Here is a 25,736-nt window from a genome sequence, read left to right as displayed (position 1 = left end):
ATGAAAAATAAAATGTATTTTTTTATAGTCAGTATTTTGATTATTTCGTGTACGTATAAAACGAACAAAAACAATGATTTATATAATGTTGTTATTCGCAGTGATAGTACTTTTGTGACATATAATGATACTTTGAGTAAAAGAGAAGAAGTACATATGAGGGTATTTCAAAAAATCAACGATATCATAGAGCTAAATTTTTACGAAACAAAATATGAAAAAGATAAAATTGATGGCATATTTATGGTAAAATACAGTGATGAGATAAATATATATGTTGTAAAGTTAAAGAGTTTTGCTATATTGTATTACACTGTTTTTGCTGAAAATATAAAAACTGGAAAGTTAAGTTCTAACCCTTTTTATATTAATGGAAAATGGATGGAAAATAATGAAGCAGGATTTAGATTTGAGTCTCGACTTTTGGAAGAACCCTTACTTTATTTTAAAGATATTAATGAGGATAGTAAAAAAGAAATTGTGATAAAAGAGCGAGTTCACAACGGAACAGTTTATAACGGTGTTATAGAAAATTACTATTCTGTTGATAATGATATGAATATGAATTTAAGTGCTGCTATTGAGACCAAGTATATAGATTTGCACTACGATGATTGCTTGATCATCCGTGATTTAGAAAAAGGGGTTATAAAAGTAAGGTTAAAATGTAAGGATAGTGAAATTATAGATATTGGAGAAGTTTACTTAAGTTATGAGGAAAGCAAAGTTCAAATAGATAGTAGTAAACTTTTCATTGAAGAATATGAAGAGTTGCTCATAACAGGTAGTGGGATTGAAGATAGTGTTTTCTTGAATGAAGGGTACAAGTTTGCCTATTGAGAAAGCATATTGCCATAAAGACCAACTAATGAAAATACGCCATCAAAGACCATTCATAGGTTTCGGGACAAGACTATCGGCAACATCCGCCTATGGGTCAGCGATTTGGACAATGATGGCATCTTGGAAACTCCGAGTGAGATTCTTCAAGAAAAACATTTTTATCCTTTCGGGATGGAAATGGAAGGACCTTGGATGCAGAGTGGGGCGAACAATCCTTATCAATACAATGGGAAGGAATTGGTTTCGGATTTTGGGCTGAACCTAATCGACTATGGGGCGAGGTGGTATGATGCGGCTGTTGGAAGATGGTGGAGTGTGGATCCTTTGGCGGAGGATTATGCAAGTTTAAGTGGGTATAATTATGTGATGAATAATCCTTTGAGGTTGGTTGATCCTGATGGGAAAGCACCTTGCTGTGGTGGGCAAGGAGATAGTACACCTAATAGAGACTTTGCTGACGGAGGAGGCTATCTTGGAGGTGGAGGTAGTGGTATAATTCCAGGTGCATCTTCTTATTCTACTGGTACAGGAACACAATCTGGAGGAGTTTTGAGCTGGCTGAAAGCTGGAGCAATTGGTTTTGGTGTAAGCATAGGTCTTATTGATTCTGATACAAAAAGTGAACCCGCACAGGCTGTGGATACAGATTCGGATAGCCAACCTGATACGATTGGAGATACACAGGAAGATGACGAACAAGACAAAGGAGGTTTCCTTGTTAGACTTGGGCCAGGACCAGAAACTAAAGAGGGCTTATCTATGCAGGCGGCTAATGCTGAAAAAAATCCAAAATACGGTCATGGAGTCTCAACAATGTGGAAAAAAAGAATAAGTGGTTCAGATAGAAAAAACAGGTCTGCTACTTATTTAGAAGTAAGCCAACAATTTAAAGTTAAGCAGACAGGTTCAAACTCTAATCATTATACTGTTTTTTTACCTAAACCTGTCACAGAAGAAACAACAGCTACCTTCAACAAAGTATTTTCACCTGTTAACTCACAATAAAATGTAAAGATGACTTCCAATAAAAAGATTATTTTAGATTGGTACGATGGAATCGTAGAGGGCTTTATTGAAGCACTGGATAAAGAAGATTGGGTATATGTAAAATTAGTTGCTTGGGATATGGCGAATAATCTAAAAGTATATTGCGTTTTAGATGTAGATAAATTTAATATGAATGTTTTTTTCAATTTTTTTGAACATCAAAAACCAGAATTCCCAACTTGGGTACCATCTAAGCTTACTGATAAAGAACAATACCTCATTAATATTTTTCTTAAAAACCTATTCGATTTATCGACTAAAAAAAAATTAGTTATAAGCAATGATATTGAACAAGGGGTTATAAAAACACACAATGTAAACTCAAATAATTTATATTATAAGGATATAAACTATGACATAGAGGCTATAGCAAACATGAGTAATGAAAATTTGCAAGAGTGGCTTAATCTTTTCACATAAAAAGTAGCATTAATTGAGTGGCGCAGGGTAGAAGCTGCAAATGGAGGCAATCAAAATGCTTGGAAACCGACCTATCAATATACGATTGCTGACCATGTCGGCAACGGCAGAGCCTATTTCACAGACGACTACAACCTCGACGGTCTGCCCGACAGCCTACAAGAAAGCCACGAATACGCCATCAAAGACCACTTAGGCAACATCCGCCTATGGGTCAGCGATTTGGACAATGACGGAATTTTGGAAACTCCGAGTGAGATTCTTCAAGAAAAACATTTCTATCCTTTCGGGATGGAAATGGAAAGACCTTGGATGCAGAGTGGGGCAAACAATCCTTATCAATACAATGGGAAGGAATTGGTTTCGGATTTTGGGCTGAACCTAATCGACTATGGGGCGAGGTGGTATGATGCGGCGGCGGCGAGGTGGTGGAGTGTGGATCCTTTGGGGGAGAAATACTCTCCTTTTAGTACGTATGCTTATGTAGTAAATAACCCAATGCTTCTTACTGACCCTAACGGTATGAACATTAGAGTTTCAGGAGATATGAAGTCTTTACACCAGTTAATAAAGCATGTTTTCAATGGTCAAATAGAAGGTCGAGTTAATAATGGAAACCTAACACTTCATAAAAAAGGGGCAGGGAAAGACGATAAAGGGTTAGATGCAGAAAAGGATTACGAGTTTATTAGTGGTTTAGATCAAGGAGGGCAGGTGCTATTTGGTGTTATGGATAAAGCAATTCAATCAGACGATGATACTAATCTTGAATTTCATAAAAGTAGTGCAGATATTGTTGGAGGGGCATATGGAAAAGACATTCAAAAAGTTGATGTTGGTGACCAAATCACGCTTGATAAATTGTCAGGAGGGCTTATTTCTGCTGCTGGAGGTTTTGCACATGAAGTCGAAGAAGCTTATCAACAACAAGTGAAAGGAAATGCTTTTGATGATGATTATCATGATTATGGAAAAGAAGGAACATTAAGTAATGGACATCGCTTAGGTTTGGATGTTGAAGGCAAAGCTAACGGTTATACGATTACCAATTCATGGTTTAAAAGAGGTGAAAAATATTCACCTACAAACGTAAGTGGTAAAGGCTATACCAATATAAAACGAGGTAATAGCCCCACAATATTTCTATCATTCACAGTAGAAAAGGGAAAAATTAAATCATTTGAAAAATTAAAATAGAATAATATGAAGTATTTATTTATCATAAAAATATTGTTATTGTTTTTTTGCCTAAATATTTTCGGGCAAAATGAATCAATTAACATTAAAAATTATAGGGTTTCCCTAAGTGATACATCGCATTGTGATTTCCAGCCTATTTGTTGTGATTATATAGACGAGTATGAAGGTTTGAATGATTGTGAAAAAGTGGATTATTTGGAGAAATTATATCCCAAAAAAAAATATAAGAATAAAGAGTTTAAAACAAAGCTAAAAAATTGTTTCTCACTTCAAGCCTATGTCCTTAAAGATGTTGTTCATATAACAGGTCATTTTAGTGGCAGTGCGGGAAAGATAGGACGGTACTATACAAATCTTGAATTATTTTACAATGATTTAAGGAAGTGGAGATGTATTTTAGGATGTGAGTGAATTAAAATTACATTAATATATTGATTAATAATCGACTGAAATAAGTTTAAAATCTAATTTCAGTCGATTTTTTATAAGACCTACAACCATCACCGCATCGAAGTCCTATACGATGCGGGAGGCAGCAAACTCCAACAAAAAGTCTATGACAACAATGTGTTGGTAAGCACTAAAGACTACATTGGAGGCGTTGAATACCAAGACGGAACAATAGAATCGACTTATCACGCAGAAGGACGAGTGTTTTTCTTCACAAACGATGCACAAGTATTTACCCACCGCCACGAATACGCCATCAAAGACCACTTAGGCAACATCCGATTATGGGTCAGTGATTTGGACAATGATGGCATCTTGGAAACACCGAGTGAGATTCTTCAAGAAAAACATTTTTATCCTTTCGGGATGGAAATGGAAGGACCTTGGATGCAGGGTGGGGCAAACAATCCCTATCAATACAATGGGAAGGAGTTGGTTTCGGATTTTGGGCTGAATTTGATGGATTATGGGGCGAGGTGGTATGATGCGGCTGTTGGAAGATGGTGGAGTGTAGATTTGATGGCGGAGAAATACTCAGTTACTAATCCTTTTGCTTATGTTACCAATAATCCTATGAAATTTATTGACCCTAATGGGATGGAATTAACTATTAGCTTTAAAGGATTTAATAAAGCAGAAAAGGAACAGGCTATTAAAACAGTAAAAAGTTGGTTGCAGCGTGGCTTAGGAGATGCCTATTCTGTTGGTATTAGCAAGAAAGGAAAGGTGACTGTTTCACAAAATGACAATTATAAGGGAGAAGTATCAGAAGGATCCTCTCAATTATATGGAATGTTGCAAGAAGCTCAAAATAATGGAGATACAAAATTTACAATGAGTGCTGAAACAGATGAAGTTAATGTTGATAATGATGAAGCGGCTACAATGGACTATGGGGATTTGCAAAAGATTGAAAACATGCAGAATAATACTGATGAGCCTAATGTTATTACACCTCAAGGCAAAATTGCTAAAATGATTTATGAACAGTATGGTATTCAAACACAAGGAAAAAGTCATGATGAAGTACATAATGAAGGAGTTGATTTAGAAGATTTGGTCAATGGCTCTAAAAGGGGAGATGAGAGTGAATTTGATATGGTGACATTACCAGGTCCAGAATACTATATTCGTGCACAATGGAAAATAAATGGTAAAGATATAGTGATTAATCAGGAAATGCGGCTTACGAAAGATGGTAAAGCACATATTACTCAATTTAGACAATTTTATGACTCAAATGTTAAAAGGAAAGAGTAATGAAATACATAGGAATCTTTCTCGTATTATTCACCTATAATTTGCAAAATGGAGGTCAAAAGCTATATGATGCCAGTATTGAAAATTATTGTTCAAATAGTGGCAAATTAGTTATAAATTCACCTTTTCCGTTGCAATTTACACGTTTTACTAAAATAGCGAATACCCCTATTTCAAATTGTTTTTATGACAATCGTTCTCAAAAAGATGATTTTTCATGTGCAATTAATATTAAAGATACGGATGATACTTTTTACATTAATGCTTATATGGAAGATGCTGGATTTTTTATAACTAACCAATTTAATTTTGACATTTGTAAAAATGAAAAAGTAATGAAGGTTGCCTATTTAGAATATGGAAATAACTACTCAAACGAAAATTTTGTATCTTTAGAAATTCATAAAGAAATAGTGATAAATGGCAATAATATATTGACTTTATTTAGTTTTTCTTTTTTGTATAAAACAAATGAAAGAAGGAAAAAAAAGAATCTGCAATCTAAATTATTTGATTTTATAAAGATAGTGAGTGATGCTCATTATATTGAGTAATTCAATTACATTTTCTGAATTTATGTATAAAAAAACAGCTTTTAAGATATTAGCTGTTTTTTTTTAGTGAAGGCGTTGAATACCAAAACGGTACGATAGAAGCGACTTATCACGCCGAAGGTCGAGTGTTTTTCTTCACAAACGACGCACAAGTCTTTACCCATCGCCACGAATACGCCATCAAAGACCCTCCCGAGGTTTCGGAACAGGACTATCGGCAATATCCGCTATGCGGTCAGCGACTTGGATAGAGACGGACTTATAGAGAGAAATCCACATTTTTCAGCACATGACAAAACTCATCAATAATTATATAATATGATTAATGCTAAAAGAAAGATAGTCAATCTTTTTCCTATACAACAAGTTAGATTAGACTTTGAGAATTGGTTTAAATCCGAAGGATTAAAATACAATATCCCTTTCATTATATATGAAAGAGACAATAATAAACCTTTAGAAATTACCATTAGTAAAAATGAAAAAATGACTGCTCTAAACATAAATATGCATATAGATTTATTTGTAAATATTGAGTATTATATTTCTATCGCTTTAGGAAGTTTTATACCCTATGATGAATGCGGGATTGCAGGTATAGAAAAAGGTGTCATTCAAATTAATTATAATGAAGATATGAGTTTACGTAGTGCAGATTTATTTTATTATGAAACTTATCATTTAATGTTTTTAAGAAAAATGATTAGTTGAGTTTTTTTAAAAAATATGAATTTGTTGAGGATATTTGGATTTATGGAATTCACAAGTAGAATTCACTTGTCAAGTGTTTTTCTTGTCAAGTATTTTTCACTTCCTCCACTCAATACCGTCACGAATACGCCATCAAAGACCACTTAGGCAATATCCGCCTATGGGTCAGTGACTTAGGCAATGACGGAATTATAGAAACCTCCTCCGAAATACTGCAAGAAAAACATTATTATCCTTTCGGGATGGAAATGGAAGGACCTTGGATGCAGAGTGGGGCGAACAATCCTTATCAATACAATGGGAAGGAATTGGTTTCGGATTTTGGGCTGAACCTACTCGACTATGGGGCGAGGTGGTATGATGCGGGTGCGGCGAGGTGGTGGAGTGTGGATCCTTTGGGGGAGGAAATGAGTGCTTGGTCTCCTTACAATTATGTGTTTGATAATCCAATTAAACTAACTGACCCTGATGGTAAAAGCCCAGATAATTTATATAGAAATGAGGCAGGCGATTTAGTCGCTGTTGAAAGGAATAACAATCAAAATGATAATTTTTACACTATTGATAATAATGGAGATGTAACACTTGATGTTTCTCGAAATAATCAAGTTGACGGTTTTAATCGACTAACTGATGTAGAAAAAAATCAAGTTGTTAATTATGTTGATGAAGTTAATTCTTCTACTATAAGAATTGAAGATAAGGTTAATCAAAATGGATTAACAGAAGAACAATCTAATAATATTATTACAACACCTGTAACTGGTGCTGTTGTAACACGCTCTGCAACATTGGGAACACCTCTTGCAAGGGGAACAATAACTCCTAGGACAGCTATTGGAGCTTTTCAAACAAGGGAAGGTAATGATAATGTAAAAATAGTTACAGCTGGTGACCCTATAAATCCTGGTGGTTTTTCAGGTGTAGTTCCTACAGGAACCTTACCTACTCCAGTTAGAGGAACAAGTGTTGCTATTGCTCCAAATAGTTTACCACGAAATCAGACAATAACTAAAGAAGGTTTTAATGGCAACATGAGAGTTATTTCTCTTACTGACAATAATGGAAATATAGTTCCCACAAATTAAATAATGATATGAAAAAAAATATTTTATTAATTGCATTATTTTTATCCTATTGTGTCTGCAATGCTCAAGAATCAAATACAATAATTAGTATGGAAGATTTGAATATTCCATATATACTAACTTCTGAAGCGATTACAATAGGTAAAAATTTGTCTGATAGTATCTTATTGAAAGATTCGATAGAACAGAATTTAATCTGGCGAAAACGCATTGTAAGAGAAGTAGAAAAAGATGAGTTGTATTTTTCTCCCTTTGATGTGAGAGACTATGTGTCGATAAATTATTGGGATACAACATTAATAGAGAAAAAACAAGCTCATTTATTAACGGAATTGTATGATTTAGCCTTAAAGGGTAATCTTAAATGCCTTTCTTTTGATGGGAAAAAGGAATATAAAAAAAGAGAAATAAAAGCCTTGTCAAGATCAAGAGATAGAGTAGTAATGGAGGGAACTGTTAAAGAATATAGACAACAAAGTTATGTAAGGTGGAAAGGTTTAAAACGAATGATAGTTATTGAGGAATGGCAACAGACTGATAATGGAATACCAATAAAAAAAGTTTTGGCTATTGCTCCTATATATCAGGAATACGATGATAACACTGGAGGTTTTTTAGGCAACATCCTTATGTGCTGGTTTATCTTGTAATTAACACAACTGTTTCCCTCGAAGCCTTCTACCACGCAGAAGGACGAGTATTTTTCACCTCAAGTACTCAATACCGCCACGAATACGCCATCAAAGACCACTTAGGAAACATCCGCTTATGGGTCAGTGATTTGAATGGGGATAGTATTTTAGAAACACCCCAAAAAATACCACAAGAATCGGCAACAAAAAGACACAATCTTCCTTTTTGCTGCCGATTTTCTTTCTTGATTCATTGCAGCAAACCCCAATTGAAGCATCCAACACAGCAACCAAACTTTAGAAGATGTTGTTAAAAAGGTGTAATTTTATACCTCACCTTTACTGCCAATAAAGATGACAATCAACATACCTGATAAATACATCAACCCTTTGACCGAACTGCAAAAACGCCCGCAAGCCTTGCAGGAGCGGATTTTCGAAAAACTATTTGAAGCCGCCGAAATTGCCAAGTTCACCCCTGCCGAGCGAGAAGCCTATCAGAGCAGTTTGAAGTACTACCGAGATTTGAAGAATGTGGTAGATACCTCTTTGGAGGAAGGTGTTGAGTTAGGCTTAAAGAAAGCCGCACTCTGTATGAAAAAGGTAGGAATGTCTTTTGGTATAATTTCAGAACATACAGGTTTAAGTGAACAGGAAATTGAGGGTTTATAAAACAAATTCCAATTCCCCAACAGCGACAAAAATGCAATTTTTTGTTTTGTAAATTGCCCCAAAAACATTTTCAAGAATGCAAGCAAAAAATCCCAATACCTCTGACCATTCTTCACACCAAAAATTCATGCACCGAGCCATTCAACTTGCCCAAAAAGGATTGGGCAGCGTAGCCCCCAACCCGATGGTTGGCGCAGTGATTGTGCATCAAAACCGCATCATTGGCGAAGGCTGGCACGAGCGATATGGTGAAGGACACGCAGAAGTCAATGCCATTGCTTCGGTCAAAAAAGAGGATTTACCCTTACTCCCCGAATCCACCATCTATGTCACCTTAGAGCCATGCGCCCACTATGGCAAAACGCCGCCTTGCGCCAATCTGCTGGTAAAATATCGCATCAAGAAGGCTGTCATTGGTTGTTTAGATCCCAATCCAAAAGTCAAAGGTCGAGGAATAGAAATATTGAAGGAGGCAGGTATTGAAGTGATCACAGGCATTGCAGCCGAAAAATGCCGACACCTTACCCGCCGTTTTTTGACCTTTCACCAACAGCATCGCCCCTATATTATCCTGAAGTGGGCGCAAACGGCAGACGGTTTTTTTGCTCCCAAAACAGCGGGCAAACAAGAATGGATCAGCAATAGCATTGCCAAACGTTTGTCACACCGTTGGCGGACAGAAGAAGCCGCTATTTTGGTGGGGCGAAAAACGGCTGAAATAGACAATCCACAATTGACTGCAAGACTTTGGACGGGAAAAAATCCGATGCGCTTGGTCATAGACAAAGACCTTCAATTGAAGCCCACACTCCATCTATTTGACCAAACTGTTCCTACTATCGTTTTTACTGCAAAAAAAGCCGACTCCCTTCAAAACCTCACCTTCCGAACCTTAGATTTCTCCCAAAATATCGTACCCCAAATCCTTGAATATCTGCACGAACAGCAAATCAATTCCCTCATTGTAGAAGGTGGTCGACAAGTGTTGCAATCTTTTATTGATTTAGAGCTTTGGGACGAAGCAAGAGTTTTTGGAGGGAATCAGTATTGGGGTGAAGGCATTTCTGCTCCGATATTGAAGTCGGTAGAAAAGGCAGATTATGAATGGATTGGAGACAATGAACTAAGCGCAATTTATCGGAAAACCTAAAAAAATGTCTTTTTTTCCCGCCCACCTTTTTATTAACTTTAGGCTTTCAAAATTCATTTAACATAGCCACAAATATGTCAGCAAAACGGCTTAATTGTTAAAAGAAGAAACAAAGTTTTTTACTGCAAAATCCCTTGCAATTCAATATATTAGCGGCTATTCTTACAAGCGCACTTTTTGAAGAATAGATGGAGTGTATATACTATCAAGGCAGCAAAACACCTTTTCAATAGTGTCTATATATCACTCAAACAACCCAATTGCTTTATTATCATTCTAAACTGGTCTGTTATGCTTCAAAAAAATTCTATACAATTTCTGTTGCTTTCGCTACTAATTCTTTTTTACTCCAATCCACTATCTGCCATTGATAACTGTTATGAAGTTTGTGACAGCAATGGCGTGAATTCTACGATTGTTTGTATAGAATCGGTACAAACAAATATTTTGACTTCAAACCACCCAATTGCTTCAAAAGTATCGGAATATCAGTCGGGCAAACTCTATGTCAAAGTCAAAGAAAACATAAGAATCTCATTGGAGTACAACGGGGGAGAGGTAAGCAGCCGAGAACACCGATTGGCCACACTCATTGAAGAATGCAGTATTTACCGCATCGAAAAAGCCTTCAAACGCCTGCCTGAAATGCAACAGTATTACCGCATTTATTTTCGGCAAAATCAAGAGCCAACCGTTCTCATTGAAGCTCTTCAAAAACTCTCTTTTGTAGAATTTGCAGAACAAGTGCCACTGTATCAAAAGTTTTTAACACCCAACGACCTACATCCCGACCAGTGGAATTTGAAGAAAGTAGAGGCTGAAGGTGCATGGGATTTGGCAACAGGCAACAAAGACGTTTGGGTCGCAATGGTCGATGATGCCGTTTTGACCACACACGAAGACTTGGCGGCAAACATCTGGCGCAACGACAACGAAATAGCCAACAATGGCATAGACGATGATGGCAATGGTTATGTGGACGATGTAATGGGCTGGGATGCAGGGGATAACGATAATGACCCCAACCCTCCCAATACAGGTGACGATAGTTTTTCGCATGGAACACACTGTGCAGGAATCGTATCAGCCGCTACCGACAACGGCTTGGCAATCGCTGCAATGGGCTACAATGTGACCATCATTCCCGTCAAAACTGCCGATGATGCCACCGCTTCATTGGTTGGCGCAATGGAAGGCGTAGAATATGCGATTGCAGCAGGGGCGCACGTTATCAGCATGTCTTGGGGAGGAGGTGCGCCTTCCCAAACCGATCAAGATGTTTTCAACCTTGCCCACAATAAACGCATTACCCTCGTAGCCGCAGCAGGAAACAGCGATACCGACAGCCCAATGTATCCCGCCTCTTACGATCACATCATCAGCGTAGGGGCAAGCGACTCCAATGACCGAAAAGCAAGTTTTTCCAACTTTGGGCCAACGATTGATGTCATGGCTCCTGGTGTGCAAATTTACAGCAGCATTGCCGTCACTGAAAGTTCCTATGATTCGTGGGACGGTACTTCAATGGCTTGTCCTTTGGTGTCTGGCTTGGCGGCTTTGATGCTGTCTTTAGACCCCGAATTGCATCCCGATACCATTGAAGCCTGCCTCAAACGAACTGCGGATAATATTGATAATCAGAACCCTGACTATATCGGACAATTGGGCGCAGGACGCATCAACGCTCGAAACGCCATGATTTGTGTGCCGAGCGAACCGATTGCCAATTTCACCACCGATTTTATCGAAACCGCTTGTGCAGGGCAGGCGATTACTTTTCACAACATCAGCGGAGGCTTAGAACCCAAAACGTATGAATGGCAGTTTCCTGGAGGAAATCCCGCTACTTCAATGGATAAAAACCCCATTGTGACCTATCCTTCAAATGGCACGTATCAGGTAACATTGAAGGTAAGCAATGATTTGGGCAGCGATGATGTTACCAAATCCATTGTCATAGCCCAACCTACTGCCAAAATGGTTTCCAACGATACCACCATTTTTGCTGGTTTCCCTGCTTATTTGGAAGTAGCATTTACAGGAACACCGCCTTGGAGATTTACTTACACAGAAAATGGCACGATTGCAGGAACAGTTTCGGATATTTACGCCAATCCTTATGTATTAGAAGTATATCCAGATCAAGAAACAACTTACGGTTTGGCAATGATGCGTGATGCTGCCTGCAATGGCAATGTGTCGGGCAACATGAAGGTCGGCTTGGAGGATGATACAGATTGTTATAGTTGCCCTTATTTTTTGGTGGAAGAAGTATTGACAGGTGGAGGTTGTTTGATTGTCGAAAATGTGATTTACAGAGGAGATGCAAGGGCTTTGGGTTACTTCAAACGCAAGAACAACATGGACATTGGTTTTACAGAAGGAATCATGTTGTTGACAGGCGATTCTACCAACATCTACGGCCCCAACAACGATGACGGTATTAACAAAGGTGAAGACTTAGGAGAAGGAGGAGATAGTGATTTGGCAAACTTGTTGCCAGGTGCTTCAACAAACGATATCAATGATGCTGCCGTATTGGAATTTGACTTTGTACCGACCTCCGAAACACTGACCTTCAACTATGTGTTTGCATCAGAGGAATACCCCGAATATGTTTGCAGTAACTTCAATGATGTGTTTGCATTTTTTATTAGTGGGCCAGATATTGCAGGTCAAAAGAATATTGCCTTGATTCCCAACTCCAATATTCCAGTGGCCATCAATTCGGTAAATAGGGGTCAAGCCGGGCAAAACTACTTTCCACAAAATTGTACCAGTCTTGCAAATTCGCAATACTATGTAAACAATCCCTTCAATAGTCCCCGTTCTCAAATGGATGGCTACACGGTTCCACTTACTGCAACAGCGACCAACTTGATTCCTTGTCAAACCTATCACATCAAATTGGCGATTGCAGATGTGGGAGATGGCATTTTTGATTCGGCCGTATTTTTGGAGGCAAATAGTTTTAGTGCAGGTAGTGAAATTGATGTGGCTTCAATAGGGTCTGTCAATGGTACTCGCAATGTATTGGAGGGGTGTCAAACGGGACAATTTGTGTTTAAACGGGTCAATTTTACCACCTTAGACGAGCCTTATCCAATTGAATATACAGTCGGTGGAACGGCGATTTCGGGTGTGGATTATACGGGTTTGAATGGGCAAATCATCATCCCTCCTGGCGATACGAGTGTAACAGTCACCATTGAAGCCATCAACGACAATTTGGAAGAACCTGTTGAATCTATTACCCTGACCATCGAAAATGTGCAATGTGATTGTACGTTTGTGCCGCTTTCTGCTTCGCTTTTGTTGTTTGACAATACCAATGTAGATGCTGGCGAAAACCAAGTAATTTGTGAAGGTGAATCGGTACAATTATCTGCAAGTGGGGGCAAAAATCATCTGTGGAGTCCAGCCGAAGGTTTGAGCAGTGTGAATACGGCTTCACCTGTGGCAAGTCCGACTTCCAGCACTTGGTACACAGTGATTGCAGAAGACGATTTGGGCTGTACGGTAGTGGATTCGGTGAGGGTGTTTGTTGAAGCATTGCCCTATTTACCTGATACAATGGTGAATGTGGTCTTGTGTTTTGACGAAGTGCGGGAGATTCAATTGACGGATTACAACAAGATTTCGGACTATACTTATACATGGTCTCCTGCAATGGGACTCAACAATCCCAAAATTCCCAACCCTGTTGCGACCATTTCCGAAAGTGTTACCTACACTTTGACGGTTAGGAATCAACAAGGATGTGAAACCGAACAAATATTTGAGTTTTTGGTGGACAATGTAGGCAATCAAATTGAACTACAAGATATACGCCTGTGTCCCGACAAGACAACCTTGTTGGATGCGGGAGAAGGTTTTTCCTCCTATGAATGGTCGAATGGTGAAACGACGCAAATCATTGAAGTGAGTGAAGCGGGAGTCTATTCTGTTTTGGCAATGGATACAACGGGTTGTCAGTCTTCGGGCATGGCAGAAGTGCTGTTTGAAGAAGCTGCTGAACCTTCTATTGTAGGCGAATTGCAGTTTGTAGGTGGTGGAGGCAGCACTTCAATTGGCACAGGCTTTTTTGATGACTATTTGTGGTCGAATGGTCAAACGACTGCAAATGTGTTGGTGACAGAAGCGGGAGTGTATGCGGTGACTGTTACCAATTCGGTAGGTTGCACAGGCATTGCAGAAGTTATGGTGGAAGAAGTGTTGGTAGATGGATATTTGATTCCCAATGCTTTTTCGCCCAACCGAGATGGAGTAAACGATACTTGGGGAGTATTTGGACCAAATATTGTTTCGCTGGATTTATATGTCTTCAATCGTTGGGGAAAGGAAATTTTTCATGCCCAAAGCACGGGCAGTGACTGGGATGGAACTTACAATTTTGAAGACCAACCCATTGGTACCTATGTTTATTATGGACAATTGACGCTGCTAAACGGAGAAATTAAGACCTTTCAAGGGAATGTTACTTTGATTCGGTAAGCACAGGCAATTTCTAAGTTTTGTAAAAAAACTATCGAACACCCCTGATAGATGGAATTATTCAGCTATCAGGGGTGTTTATTTTTTTGGATAGACCAAACTAAGGCCTGATGCATTAATTTTAATGAAATATTGTTATTTTTACTCTAAGTTAACATCAAAAACTCAAAAAATAAAAGACATGAAGAAACAAATTAAATTATTCAGTTTGTTGATTGTTACCCTATTAACACTTAATTCCTGTGGCTACAATTCGATGGTCAGCTTGGATGAAGAAGTAGAAGGGCAATGGGGAAATGTACAAAATGCCTATCAAGCACGTGCAGATTTGATTCCCAACTTGGTTTCAACAGTGAAAGGTGCTGCAAATTTTGAGAAAGAAACCTTAGAAGCAGTGGTGAATGCTCGTGCAAGGGCAACAGGTGTAACCGTTGACCCAACGAACCTCACACCCGATGCTATCAAAAAGTTTGAAGAAGCACAATCAGGGCTTAACTCTGCACTTTCTCGCCTATTGGCAACCGTAGAAAGTTACCCCGAACTAAAGGCTACGGATGCTTTTAGAGATTTACAGTCCCAGTTGGAGGGCATTGAAAACAGGATTCGTGTGGAGCGAAATCGCTTCAATGATCAAGTAAAAAACTACAACAAATATGTCCGTTCTTTTCCGAACAACATTACCGCAGGTATCTTTGGCTTTAGCAAAAAAGGCTATTTTGAGTCGGACGCTGGGGCAGAAAATGCGCCAGAGGTGAAGTTTTGATTAGTCGGAAGACTCAATAAAATAAATTTTTATTTATTCAATTGGAACTCCAAATCATTGATTATAAAATGGTTTGGAGTTTTTTTATGCCCGTTCTTTACCGTTCCTCCAATTCCCCACAGCTACTTTTTTCAATTATTTTTCAAAACCCCAATCTCCATGCGTCTAATATGAGCGAACACAATCAAGTACATTTTTTTAATAAACCAATAAAACCTTATTCAGATGAAAACTTTAGTAAAATGTTCGTTCTCTTTGGTGATTTGTTTCTTACTTTGTAATGCAACCGTTTCAGCTCAAACACCGAGTTGCAGTTCTTCGGCAGGCGTTGTTTCAAAAATGTGGAAAGCGTGGAAAGATTTGGGAGTAGGTGATGCAAGTGGACTCAATACAGTCACTTACCTCAATCAAGCCGACCGTGCAATCAGTAGTTGGAATGGCTTGGTCGGCAATAGTTGGGCGACCATCGGGCCAAGAGACCTCAAAATCAACAACCGCAGTGAAAACGGTACTATCATGGGACAAACCAACCGCACATTCATCACTCCACCTGCAAGAAACAACACCGTCACCATCACACTCCGCAAAACAGATGGAAAAGCCAAAACAGGTGTAACCATTTGTACCACAGATAAAAATAACAATACCCGAACCATTCATTCCTATACCTTCAACAATGGTAACTACACCAAAACCAAAGCCTTTACCATCTCCAATGCGAGAGACAAGGTAATCAGCATCAATATGCGAAATTACTCGGTAGGCAATAAATTTGAATATACGATTTCTGCAAATTAGACTAATTGAGTTCTAATCACTTCACAAACTAAAACACCCTTGCTGACCGTATGTGCAGTAAGGGTGTTTTTTGTTTCTTAGATCTATAAAAATATATTTTTTAAAAATAAAAAGTATATTTTTATTGCTGCTTAAAGCCCAAATGCAATGTATTTGAGGTGATTTAAAAATATGATGAATAGGCAGAATTAGAGGTACTTTGTTATATTTGTAATTGATTTATAGCGAACTATTATATAAAAAAATGAAATTATGACTATACAAGAACAAATAGTAATTTATCAATCAGAAGACGGAGGAATGGAATTACAGGTGACTTTACAAGAAGACACAGTTTGGTTGACTCAAGCACAAATGGCAGATTTGTTTGAAACAACTCCGCAAAATGTGACCATGCACTTAAAAGGTGTATTTGAAGAAGGTGAGTTAATAGAAGATGCAACTTGTAAGGATTTCTTACAAGTTCGAAAAGAAGGAAAAAGAACGGTTAAGCGGAATCAGAGGAATTATAATTTGGATGCTATCATTGCAATAGGTTATAGGGTAAAGTCTAAAAGAGCTACTCAATTCCGCATCTGGGCGAATCAAATATTGAAAGACTATCTCGTGAAAGGATATGCTATCAACGAAAAGCGTTTGGCACAAAAAACCGAGCAACTCAGTGAATTGCAGCAAATAGTTGCCCTCCAAAACGACATCATCAAGCGCAGGGAACTCAACAATACGGAAGCGATTGGATTGTTGAAAGTCATTGGAGGTTATTCTCGTGCCTTGGATTTGTTGGACGATTACGACCATCAACGGTTAGAAATGACGAGAGAATCTACTCAAACCGCTTACCAAATCACCTATTCTGAAGCACGGGCAGCGATTGACGAATTGGGCAGACAAACGAACTTTGAAGGTTTGTTTGGGAGAGAAAAAGACGATTCTTTCAAAGGTTCATTGCAGAACATTTTTCAGACATTTGGAGGAATAGACCTTTATCCAAGCATTGAAGAAAAAGCGGCAAATCTACTGTATTTTGTGGTCAAAAATCATTCATTTTCGGATGGCAACAAGCGCATTGCAGCCTTTTTGTTTGTTTGGTTTTTGGATGTAAATCACCTACTTTTCGACAAAAACGGCTACAAAAAAATAGCCGATGAAACCCTTGTAGCCTTGACGCTGATGATTGCAGAAAGCCATTCAGAAGACAAAGACATGATGGTGAAAGTAGTGGTCAATTTGATTCAATAAACTTGTAGTTTTTTCCTTTCCTACCATTCAACTTTCACAAAACTGCAAAATGTGATAATAGTCACCCACATTTTACCTATCTTCCCTTATATTTCGACTTTCAAAGCCAACAACAAACAACCACATGAAATACGGATTCGTAATAGACAATCGCAAATGTATAGGCTGTCACGCATGTACAGTAGCCTGCAAATCAGAACACGATGTGCCAATAGGTGTAAACCGAACTTGGGTCAAACAAGTCGAAAAAGGAACTTTTCCCGATTCTCGACGACTTTTTTCGGTCATGCGCTGCAACCATTGCACCGATGCGCCCTGTGTAGAAATCTGCCCTGTTGAGGCGCTCTATATTCGACCTGACGGAATTGTGGATTTTGACAATGACCGTTGCATTGGCTGCAAATCTTGTATGCAAGCCTGTCCCTATGATGTTCTCTACATTGACCCCAACACCCATACGGCTGCAAAATGTAATTACTGCGCCCATAGAGTTGATGTGGGTTTGGAGCCAGCATGTGTGAATGTCTGCCCGGAACATGCCATCATTTCAGGTGATATGGAAGACCCAACAACCGAAATCGCTCAATTGCTTTCGAGAGAAGCTGTCACTGTCCGCAAACCAGAAAAAGGTACAAAACCCAATGTATTTTACATTGATGGAGACTTGAGTTCTCTCAATGCTTCAGCTACCCAAAAGTCGGACGACTATATGTGGAATTCCCAAACGGGAGGTGTCGGACACTATGCCCGCTATGCTGCCGAAAAAATCATGGACGGCAAAAGTTTGGTCGAAATGGCAGCGGAACTATCAGGTGAAACCATTACTCCCAAACCTGCAATAGATGTTGCAGCAACACAACCTAAGAAAAGAACCATTGAAGCGGTGATGGAAAATGCCAAACGTGTGTATGATGCACCCAAAAAAGGCATCCTTTGGGGATGGGAAGTGTCGACTTATGTGTGGACGAAAGCCATTGCAGCAGGTACATTTTTGGTGACCTTTTTAGCCGTAGCTTTTGGTATTGCGCCTGTTGAAGCCATGACCGAATGGGCGGCTGTTGGTATTAGTCTTTTGTTTTTGGCTGCAACGACCGTTTTGTTGGTAATGGATTTGGACCAACCCAAACGATTTTTGTATGTCATGCTTCGACCTCAATGGCGTTCATGGTTGGTCAAAGGTGGTTATGCCTTGGCGATTTACGGTGGTCTTTTGACGTTTTGGTTGGGCGCAAAATTTTTACAAATGGATGCTTTGGTGACGGCTTTTTGGTGGATAGGTGCTGTGTTTGGAGTGATTACTGCCATTTACACGGCCTTCTTGTTTGCCCAATCCAAAGGACGTGATTTTTGGCAAAGTCCAGTTTTACCGATGCACATGTTGATACATAGTTTTATGGCTGGTGCCGCCATCTTGTTGGTATTAGCGGCTGCAATGGGCGGAAATACAGAATGGATAGCTTATTTGAAAATGGTTTTGATTGCTTCAACTATCACCAATTTGGTGATTTTATGGGCAGAAATTACCGTTCCCCATCCAACGGATGATGCAAAGACAGTTGTAAAAATGATTACTTCTGGAATGTATAAAAATCAATTTTGGGGTGGCACATTGATCCTCGGCAATGTAATTCCTTTGGTGCTTGCTTTTGTGGGAGGTACTTCCATTCCTATTCTTGCGGTTGCAGGATTGACGGCTTTGGTAGGTATTTACATTACCGAAAAAATATGGGTAGAAGCACCGCAGCAGATTGAGTTGAATTGATAGAATTAAAACAATAGGCTTTTGCAGAAAAGCGAAAAGGCATGAATTTGGAAGAGTTCATGCCTTTTCTTGTTTGATAGATTCACTGCTTAATTCCTCGCCACACTCACCCTCCCACATTCAATATTAGGCGGACAATTAGGTTGTGTAATGGTCACTTCGGCAGTTTGTGTACAATCATTGAAATCGGTGACTGTCACCGTATAAGTACCTGCTGATAAAGCACTGAGATTGGCAGTTGTTTCGCCATTGCTCCATTCGTAGGCATAGTTAGGAGTTCCACCCGTAACAGATGTAGTAATACTTCCATCGTAGCCATGTTTGACAGTTACATTACTTGGATTCAATACGACTCCAAGCGTACTGGGTTCTGTCACTGTGGCTGTGGCCGTTGTCACACAATTGCTGGCATCTGTGACTGTTACCGTATAAGTTCCTGCGCTCAAATTGGTTATACTTGCTGCATTGCCGCCTGTGGACCAAGCATAATTGAAGGTTGGACTGCCTCCCGAAACACCCACACTCACCGTGCCATTGCTATCGCCATTGCACAAAAGCGCATCGTTGTTTGGAGTCAAGATAGGAGGGTTCGTAACTGTTGCAGTCGTTGTACAAGTGCTGCTACAACCATTTCCGTCTGTTACCGTTACACTAAAAATTTCGCCATTGCTTACATTCGTTGCAGTCGGGTTCTGGGCAGTCATACTGCTTAATACCGCACTTCCATTGCTGCTCCAAGACCAAGACATGCCACCTGTTGAAGTAAGTTGCAAGGTATTTCCGATACAGATGGGGCTGTCATTGGAGGCAGAGCAAGTGGGTATAGAAATATCTGGGGTTGTGATTGTAAAATCTGTGTAACAAGCTCCTCCTCCATTGAAGACTCGGATGATGTAATCTGCATTGTGCTGCAAATTGGAGAGCGTAGCACTACTACCCGAAATATTGGTCGCATCAAAAAAGACATCGCCATCATAACTCGCTGCATTTGCACTACTGATACTTATTCGAGTACCATTAGATATTCCTGACAAAGTGATACTTGCGTCATTATTAGGAGTAGTGCCTGTAGAACAGGTGCCATCATCAGCGGAAGCACTAGCAGTGGGTTCAGTACAATCACATGAACTAAAAACTTCAACATCTCCTCCCATTCCTTTGGGGTCGCCAGAGTCCACAAAACCATAAGAGAGTGCTCCCAAGGGAGAAATGGGGGAATTGGTAGTGGTAGATTTGAAGACCGCAATACCGTGAGGCCCTGCTTCATCCAAAATATCCGAAGAAGAGAGGACATAGTGGATTTCTCCTGAGCCATCTTGCAGTTCATAGACTCCTACTCCTCCATAACTGTCTTCAACTGCCGCATCTCCTTGTACCGAAACATTCAGTTCGGTAATGCTGTTGTTGTAAATACCTGATCCATTTTTTGTGATGATATTTGTTTCTCCCCAGTGATTGTAAGAACTAAAAAATGTGTTTTTGCAACTCACTCTGACTGCTGCTAACAAATCACCATTGGGTGAAAATGCCAAATCGGAGATGAGATAAACAGTATTGGTTGTGTAGGTAGAACCAGTAGAACTACCCGTAGAGATATTGGTATGAAATACATCCGCACCTACATAGTTATTGTAAGTTGCTCCGCTTGGCATATTGGTATTGTTCACAGTTCCTGAAAAACCACCGCTCCCCGTCAATGCAACTGAGTAAATGGGAACAGTACCAACTCCTGCAATAGAACCTCCATTGGGGGCATCCACCATTCCAAAAAATAAACGTCCGCCATCAGGCTCAACAGCCAAACCATAGGCCAAGTCCTCTAAATTGGTAATTCCTGCTGCACCATTGTCGTAAATCAGTGGATCGTAAGAATCTAAGATAGTGCCTGAAGCATTCAAACGATAGATTCTTCCATCTTCAATATTTGATACAAAATACTGGTTGTGGGTTTCATCGTAAGCAATGTTTCCCAACCCTGGGCCTGTTGTTCTGGAAGCAGATTCTGTAGTTTCACAGTCTTCGTTGTTAATAGTGGTAGATTGTTGGGGCAATTGTGCAAATACGCTTGCTTGTCCCGAATAACCATCTATTCGATAAACTGTTCCTGCAGCAGCCAAACTACTGGCTCCTCCTCCAATGCTGCCATACTTGATGATGCCAGGTTGACCCAAAAAACCCGCTCCATAATTCGCCGAAGCGGTCAAAAATATATCTCCTGTGGTTTGGTTCATTGCAATCCCATAGACATTTCCAATCTGATCAATGTGCCAAGAAGAATGATGATACATGGCTTGATTGCCTGATTGGTCCACCCTACCTGAAGCGGGAATAGAATTTTTGATGTCCATCAATCCAAAACTCCAACGCATAGATTCAGGAACAGAAGTAGTGACTCCACAGGTGGCTGCTGCAACTCCTCCTAATAAAATGCCACAATCTCCAGCTGTCCACGGCAAATCAGAAGGGGGTTGACAAGGGGCAGAAATAACAGAAACCGTTGCATCTGTAAAGTTGGTATTGTTTCCATTGAAGGCTCGAATGATGTAGGTGGTATTGTGCATCAAATTGGAGAAGGTGAAAGTTCCACCACTGATTGTACTGGCACTTGCATAAGCATTTCCATTGTAGCTGCTTGCATTTGCCGAGCTGATGCCTATCCTATTGGCATTGATGATGCTATAAGAAATAATGGCTGCATCATTGTTAACGGTACTTCCTGTGCAAGTTCCATCATCCACTCTATTGGTAAAATTTGGTGTATTGTCACAAGATACCGATGTAAAAGTGATGGCATCTATCAACAAATCGCTGTCATTGGTATTCGTAATCCTCAAATAGCGTGTTTGGGTGTTGGTAGTGACCACTTTATTTGCCCATGAATTTGAGGTATTTACGGTAAAAGGACTGCCTGTTGCGGTGGTAAAATTCACTCCATCCAAAGATTGTTCTATGCGGATTATAGGATCGGTACTAGACACATCTGCCCAGCGAATTGTGAAATTTTGACCTGAGTTTAGAATGTTTCCCAGATCCAATACCAGTTGTGCATTTATGTTGTACAGGCCAGCACCAGAGTTGTTTGCCACACCCAATGCTCGGGTAGAATTGTAGGTATAATGGGAGGAAACAACTGTCGTAGCATTGCCACTACAAGTTTGGGCAATTGAAGATGTGTGAAAACTAAAAAGCAGGAGAAAAACAGACAGGAACTTATATAGTGAATGTTTGCTTAATTTGAAAAAACGATTGTTTCTGTACAAGAGTGAGTGTAAGGGCTTGATAAGTCTCATTGTATTCTACTATTTATTTCGTGGATTAATATTAGGCATAATTATGACCTCAATTCAATAAATTGTCATAATAATGTCTGTTAAACTATTGAAAAATTTGATATGTGTGTTTTATTAATAGTGTGTTGAAGAACTTAACAGCAAATTTTTTGCCAAAAATAAATTTGTATTTAATTTATGGAGATTATGGATGCTATTATTAAGAATAGTAATAGTTCTTTGAAAACTGAGGGTTTTAGGTTTAGAGAGAAAATTATTTTAGATAAAGCATTTGCAGGAAAATAATTACTACCCAAAAATATATACATCTCCTCAAACAACAGTAAAATGACCTCATAGCCCATTTGGTGATAAAAGTCACTATTTGTGAAACGGATTATCCGTAACTATGCCTACAATTAAATCCAAAACAATCAATAAGTAGAAATATTTAAACGATATTGACACTTCAATAGGATTCATTACTTAGTAAATAGAAAAGAATGAGCTACAAACACAAACCCTCCATCATAGAAAAAATAGCGGAAAAACTCCGCATCATTCCTAACCTACACGAAAAACAACAAGAAATTGCCTTACCTCGCCTCACTGAGCCTGGTGACCTCACTAAATATCCTCCCCCCGAGCAGTGGGATGATTGGGTAGAATACGAAGCCAAAAGCTGGCCCAAAAAGGACAAAAAACACTATTCCATTGTGCCGACCACCTGCTTCAATTGTGAATCTGCTTGTGGTTTGTTGTCTTATGTCGACAAAGAAACCAATCAAATACGAAAATTTGAAGGCAATCCCTACCACCCCGGAAGCCGAGGACGCAACTGCGCCAAAGGTCCCGCTACCATCAACCAAATCACCGATCCAGATCGCATCCTCTACCCCATGAAACGAAAAGGCGAACGAGGAGCAGGAGAATGGGAACGCATCACTTGGGACCAAGCCCTCAATGAAATTTCTGCCGAAATTCGCAAGGCACTACAAGAAGGTAGAAACAATGAAGTCGCCTACCATGTTGGTCGCCCCGGACATGAAGGTTACATGGATAGGGTGTTACAGGCATGGGGTGTTGACGGGCACAACAGCCACACCAACATCTGCTCATCAGGCGCACGATTTGGCTACAATATATGGTATGGCTACGACCGCCCTTCCCCCGACCATGCCAATGCTAAGTTTATTCTGCTGATTAGCGCACACTTAGAATCTGGACACTACTTCAATCCACATGCACAGCGCATCATTGAAGGTATGATGGCAGGTGCAAAATTGGCGGTCATGGACCCCCGTTTGTCCAACACCGCAAGCATGGCAAACTATTGGATGCCAACCTATCCAGGAAGTGAAGCTGCTTTGTTGTTGGCAATGGCTCGCATCATTTTGCAGAAAAAACTCTACAATGAAAAGTTTGTCCGCAATTGGGTCAACTGGGAAGAATACCTAGAAAAAGAACATCCCGCAGTAGAGCGCACTTTCGACAACTTCATTGAAGTATTGATAGACGTTTACGCCGAATATACACCCGAATTTGCAGAACAAGAAAGTGGCGTAAAAGCTGCAACAGTAATAGAAGTCGCTACAGAAATAGGCAAAGCAGGAGAACGATTTGCGACCCACAATTGGAGAAGTGCAGCAAGCGGCAACCTTGGCGGCTGGTGCGTTTCTCGTTGTTTGCATTTTCTCAATGTTTTGACAGGTAGTGTGGGAACCGTTGGAGGAACTTCACCCAATAGTTGGAACAAATTCAAGCCCAAGTTTTTTGACAATCCACCTGCCCACAAATTCTGGAACGAACTGCATTTTCCGAATGAATATCCACTGGCATTCTTCGAAATGAGCTTTTTGTTGCCGCATTTTTTGAAGGAAAATCGGGGTAAAATGTCGGTCTATTTCACCCGTGTCTTCAATCCCGTTTGGACCTATCCCGATGGATTCAGTTGGATGGAAATGCTGCAAGATGCCGAAAAAGTAGGGATGCACATTGCACTCACGCCTACTTGGAACGAAACAGCATTTTTTGCAGACTATGTGCTGCCAATGGGACATTCAGCCGAGCGACACGACATCAACAGCTATGCGACCCATAGCGGAATGTGGATTGCTTTTCGCCAGCCCGTTTTGCGAGAGGCGGCAAGGCGAGCGGGAAAAATTACCGAATTTACCTACGAAACCAACCCAGGCGAAGTGTGGGAAGAAGACGAGTTTTGGATTGAACTCTCTTGGCGCATAGATCCCGACGGTAGTCTCGGCATCCGCAAACACTTTTTGTCTCCTTATCGAGAAGGCGAAAAAATCAACATTGATGAATACTACCAATACATTTTTGAGAACGTTGCAGGATTGCCCGAAGCGGCTGCAAAAGAAGGATTGAATCCATTGGACTATATGAAAAAATATGGGGCGTTTGAAATCGAAAAAACCTCTTACAACAAATACCTCAAAACGTTGCAAGACACAGAACTGCAAAATGCTGCTATTGACCAAAAAACAGGCGTAATCACGAAAGGCGGCAATGAAATAGGTGTGATGGTGGACGGCAAAGCACATGTAGGTTTTCCCACACCAACCCGAAAACAAGAATTTTTCTCGCAAACTATGGTAGATTGGAAATGGGGCGAACACGCCATTCCGACATACATCAAAAGTCACATTCACCCCGACAACATTGACTCCTCCAAAGGAGAGTTTCCGCTTGTGCCGACTTTCCGTTTGCCTGTCTTGATTCACTCACGTTCGGGCAATGCCAAGTGGCTCACCGAAATAGCGAATCGAAACCCAATATGGATGCACACTTCGGATGCCGAAAAAATGGGCGTTCAAACAGGATCTTTGGTCAGAATCAATACCGACATCGGTTATTTTGTCGACAAAGTCTGGGTTACAGAAGGTATGAAGCCAGGAGTTATTGCCTGTTCGCATCACCTCGGACGTTGGCGCAGACCACAAGACAAAGTGGGCAATCGCTGGGCAACCAACACGGTTTCCATTAAAAAAGAGGGTACTGCATGGAAAATGCAAACCCTGCAAGGTATTCGCCCCTACAAAAGTACCGATGCCGATTCATCCCGCATTTTTTGGAGCGATGGCGGTGTACATCAAAACATTACCTTTCCAGTTCACCCCGACCCCATCAGCGGAATGCACTGTTGGCATCAGAAGGTTCGAGTGGAATTGGCACATCCAGAGGATAAGTACGGTGACATCATGGTGGATACCGAAAAGTCTTTTGAAGTCTATCGCAAATGGTTGGATATGACCCGACCTGCGCCAGGTCCAGGTGGTTTGCGGCGACCGCTTTGGTTTAAGCGTCCTGTTCGACCACAGGAAGACTTATTTTATTTGAAGTAGGGCTTCCATATATCTTTTAATC

21 protein-coding genes are annotated in these 25,736 nt (G+C 40.1%); 20 read left to right on the top strand and 1 reads right to left on the bottom strand.

All coding sequences use genetic code 11. The features are described 5' to 3' along the window. The 19 genes from R3E32_09285 to nrfD all read left to right on the top strand — a co-directional run bounded on the left by R3E32_09285 (position 1) and on the right by nrfD (position 19,083). A complete protein-coding gene (locus R3E32_09285; protein MEZ4884905.1) occupies positions 1–840 on the top strand; it encodes a hypothetical protein in 840 nt (279 codons plus the stop codon). A 123-nt stretch (positions 841–963) separates the two neighbouring features. Then, a complete protein-coding gene (locus R3E32_09280; protein ID MEZ4884904.1) occupies positions 964–1,848 on the top strand; it encodes an RHS repeat-associated core domain-containing protein in 885 nt (294 codons plus the stop codon). A gap of 9 nt (positions 1,849–1,857) precedes the next feature. Next, positions 1,858–2,310 carry a hypothetical protein gene (locus R3E32_09275; GenBank protein MEZ4884903.1) on the top strand — a complete coding sequence of 151 codons (453 nt, stop codon included), beginning with the start codon at positions 1,858–1,860 and terminating at the stop codon, positions 2,308–2,310. Between the two features lie 55 nt (positions 2,311–2,365). Then, positions 2,366–2,506 (top strand): hypothetical protein, encoded by a 141-nt coding sequence (locus R3E32_09270; GenBank protein ID MEZ4884902.1) that lies wholly within the window; start codon positions 2,366–2,368, stop codon positions 2,504–2,506. Between the two features lie 44 nt (positions 2,507–2,550). Beyond that, positions 2,551–3,507 carry an RHS repeat-associated core domain-containing protein gene (locus R3E32_09265; protein ID MEZ4884901.1) on the top strand — a complete coding sequence of 319 codons (957 nt, stop codon included), beginning with the start codon at positions 2,551–2,553 and terminating at the stop codon, positions 3,505–3,507. A 6-nt stretch (positions 3,508–3,513) separates the two neighbouring features. Next, a complete protein-coding gene (locus R3E32_09260; GenBank protein ID MEZ4884900.1) occupies positions 3,514–3,921 on the top strand; it encodes a hypothetical protein in 408 nt (135 codons plus the stop codon). A gap of 156 nt (positions 3,922–4,077) precedes the next feature. Next, entirely contained in the window at positions 4,078–5,220 is a 1,143-nt protein-coding gene (locus R3E32_09255; GenBank protein ID MEZ4884899.1) for an RHS repeat-associated core domain-containing protein, read from the top strand. After that, positions 5,220–5,774: a hypothetical protein gene (locus tag R3E32_09250; GenBank protein MEZ4884898.1), complete on the top strand. Its 555-nt coding sequence runs from the start codon at positions 5,220–5,222 to the stop codon at positions 5,772–5,774. The genes R3E32_09255 and R3E32_09250 overlap by 1 nt, the downstream gene beginning before the upstream one ends. 318 nt (positions 5,775–6,092) lie before the next feature. After that, entirely contained in the window at positions 6,093–6,485 is a 393-nt protein-coding gene (locus R3E32_09245) for a hypothetical protein (protein MEZ4884897.1), read from the top strand. Positions 6,486–6,616: 131 nt separating this feature from the next. Beyond that, positions 6,617–7,573, top strand: coding sequence for an RHS repeat-associated core domain-containing protein (locus R3E32_09240; protein MEZ4884896.1), 957 nt, complete (start codon positions 6,617–6,619; stop codon positions 7,571–7,573). A gap of 8 nt (positions 7,574–7,581) precedes the next feature. Then, entirely contained in the window at positions 7,582–8,223 is a 642-nt protein-coding gene (locus R3E32_09235) for a hypothetical protein (GenBank protein MEZ4884895.1), read from the top strand. Further along, entirely contained in the window at positions 8,205–8,519 is a 315-nt protein-coding gene (locus R3E32_09230) for a hypothetical protein (protein ID MEZ4884894.1), read from the top strand. Before R3E32_09235 ends, R3E32_09230 begins: the two co-directional genes overlap by 19 nt. Before the next feature lie 40 nt (positions 8,520–8,559). Beyond that, positions 8,560–8,877 carry a PD-(D/E)XK nuclease family transposase gene (locus R3E32_09225; GenBank protein ID MEZ4884893.1) on the top strand — a complete coding sequence of 106 codons (318 nt, stop codon included), beginning with the start codon at positions 8,560–8,562 and terminating at the stop codon, positions 8,875–8,877. A 76-nt stretch (positions 8,878–8,953) separates the two neighbouring features. After that, on the top strand, positions 8,954–10,027 hold the full coding sequence (gene ribD / locus R3E32_09220; protein MEZ4884892.1) for a bifunctional diaminohydroxyphosphoribosylaminopyrimidine deaminase/5-amino-6-(5-phosphoribosylamino)uracil reductase RibD: 1,074 nt from the start codon (positions 8,954–8,956) through the stop codon (positions 10,025–10,027). Between the two features lie 291 nt (positions 10,028–10,318). After that, a complete protein-coding gene (locus R3E32_09215; protein MEZ4884891.1) occupies positions 10,319–14,521 on the top strand; it encodes a choice-of-anchor L domain-containing protein in 4,203 nt (1,400 codons plus the stop codon). Between the two features lie 181 nt (positions 14,522–14,702). Beyond that, entirely contained in the window at positions 14,703–15,284 is a 582-nt protein-coding gene (locus R3E32_09210) for a LemA family protein (protein ID MEZ4884890.1), read from the top strand. 225 nt (positions 15,285–15,509) lie between these two features. Next, the gene (locus tag R3E32_09205) at positions 15,510–16,082 is read left to right on the top strand and encodes a hypothetical protein (protein MEZ4884889.1); all 573 of its coding nucleotides are present in this window, start codon (positions 15,510–15,512) and stop codon (positions 16,080–16,082) included. A gap of 252 nt (positions 16,083–16,334) precedes the next feature. After that, positions 16,335–17,321, top strand: coding sequence for a RhuM family protein (rhuM, locus tag R3E32_09200; protein ID MEZ4884888.1), 987 nt, complete (start codon positions 16,335–16,337; stop codon positions 17,319–17,321). Positions 17,322–17,445: 124 nt separating this feature from the next. Next, on the top strand, positions 17,446–19,083 hold the full coding sequence (nrfD, locus tag R3E32_09195; protein ID MEZ4884887.1) for an NrfD/PsrC family molybdoenzyme membrane anchor subunit: 1,638 nt from the start codon (positions 17,446–17,448) through the stop codon (positions 19,081–19,083). Positions 19,084–19,172: 89 nt separating this feature from the next. Here the strand turns inward: nrfD and R3E32_09190 are convergent, their stop codons facing one another. Continuing rightward, positions 19,173–22,373, bottom strand: a complete 3,201-nt coding sequence (locus tag R3E32_09190) for a SprB repeat-containing protein (protein MEZ4884886.1) — start codon at positions 22,371–22,373, stop codon at positions 19,173–19,175. 482 nt (positions 22,374–22,855) lie between these two features. Here R3E32_09190 and R3E32_09185 point away from each other — a divergent pair, with 482 nt between their 5' ends. After that, complete coding sequence (locus R3E32_09185; protein MEZ4884885.1) at positions 22,856–25,714, top strand: molybdopterin-dependent oxidoreductase; 2,859 nt, start codon at positions 22,856–22,858, stop codon at positions 25,712–25,714. Positions 25,715–25,736 lie beyond the last annotated feature (22 nt).

The sequence above is a fragment of the Chitinophagales bacterium genome (genome assembly GCA_041392475.1).
Lineage (GTDB): Bacteria > Bacteroidota > Bacteroidia > Chitinophagales > UBA2359 > JAUHXA01.
Note: the sequence above shows the minus strand (reverse complement) of the source record. Positions and strands in the feature narration are given on the sequence as shown.

Coding starts and splice junctions, on each gene's coding strand:
- R3E32_09205 (MEZ4884889.1), top strand. CDS start 15,510: ATGAAAACTTTAGTAAAATGTTCGTTCTCTTTGGTGATTTGTTTCTTA.
- R3E32_09190 (MEZ4884886.1), bottom strand. CDS start 22,373: ATGAGACTTATCAAGCCCTTACACTCACTCTTGTACAGAAACAATCGT.
- R3E32_09270 (MEZ4884902.1), top strand. CDS start 2,366: ATGCTTGGAAACCGACCTATCAATATACGATTGCTGACCATGTCGGCA.
- nrfD (MEZ4884887.1), top strand. CDS start 17,446: ATGAAATACGGATTCGTAATAGACAATCGCAAATGTATAGGCTGTCAC.
- R3E32_09250 (MEZ4884898.1), top strand. CDS start 5,220: ATGAAATACATAGGAATCTTTCTCGTATTATTCACCTATAATTTGCAA.
- R3E32_09285 (MEZ4884905.1), top strand. CDS start 1: ATGAAAAATAAAATGTATTTTTTTATAGTCAGTATTTTGATTATTTCG.
- R3E32_09260 (MEZ4884900.1), top strand. CDS start 3,514: ATGAAGTATTTATTTATCATAAAAATATTGTTATTGTTTTTTTGCCTA.
- R3E32_09185 (MEZ4884885.1), top strand. CDS start 22,856: ATGAGCTACAAACACAAACCCTCCATCATAGAAAAAATAGCGGAAAAA.
- R3E32_09275 (MEZ4884903.1), top strand. CDS start 1,858: ATGACTTCCAATAAAAAGATTATTTTAGATTGGTACGATGGAATCGTA.
- R3E32_09225 (MEZ4884893.1), top strand. CDS start 8,560: ATGACAATCAACATACCTGATAAATACATCAACCCTTTGACCGAACTG.
- rhuM (MEZ4884888.1), top strand. CDS start 16,335: ATGACTATACAAGAACAAATAGTAATTTATCAATCAGAAGACGGAGGA.
- R3E32_09210 (MEZ4884890.1), top strand. CDS start 14,703: ATGAAGAAACAAATTAAATTATTCAGTTTGTTGATTGTTACCCTATTA.
- R3E32_09215 (MEZ4884891.1), top strand. CDS start 10,319: ATGCTTCAAAAAAATTCTATACAATTTCTGTTGCTTTCGCTACTAATT.
- R3E32_09245 (MEZ4884897.1), top strand. CDS start 6,093: ATGATTAATGCTAAAAGAAAGATAGTCAATCTTTTTCCTATACAACAA.
- R3E32_09235 (MEZ4884895.1), top strand. CDS start 7,582: ATGAAAAAAAATATTTTATTAATTGCATTATTTTTATCCTATTGTGTC.
- ribD (MEZ4884892.1), top strand. CDS start 8,954: ATGCAAGCAAAAAATCCCAATACCTCTGACCATTCTTCACACCAAAAA.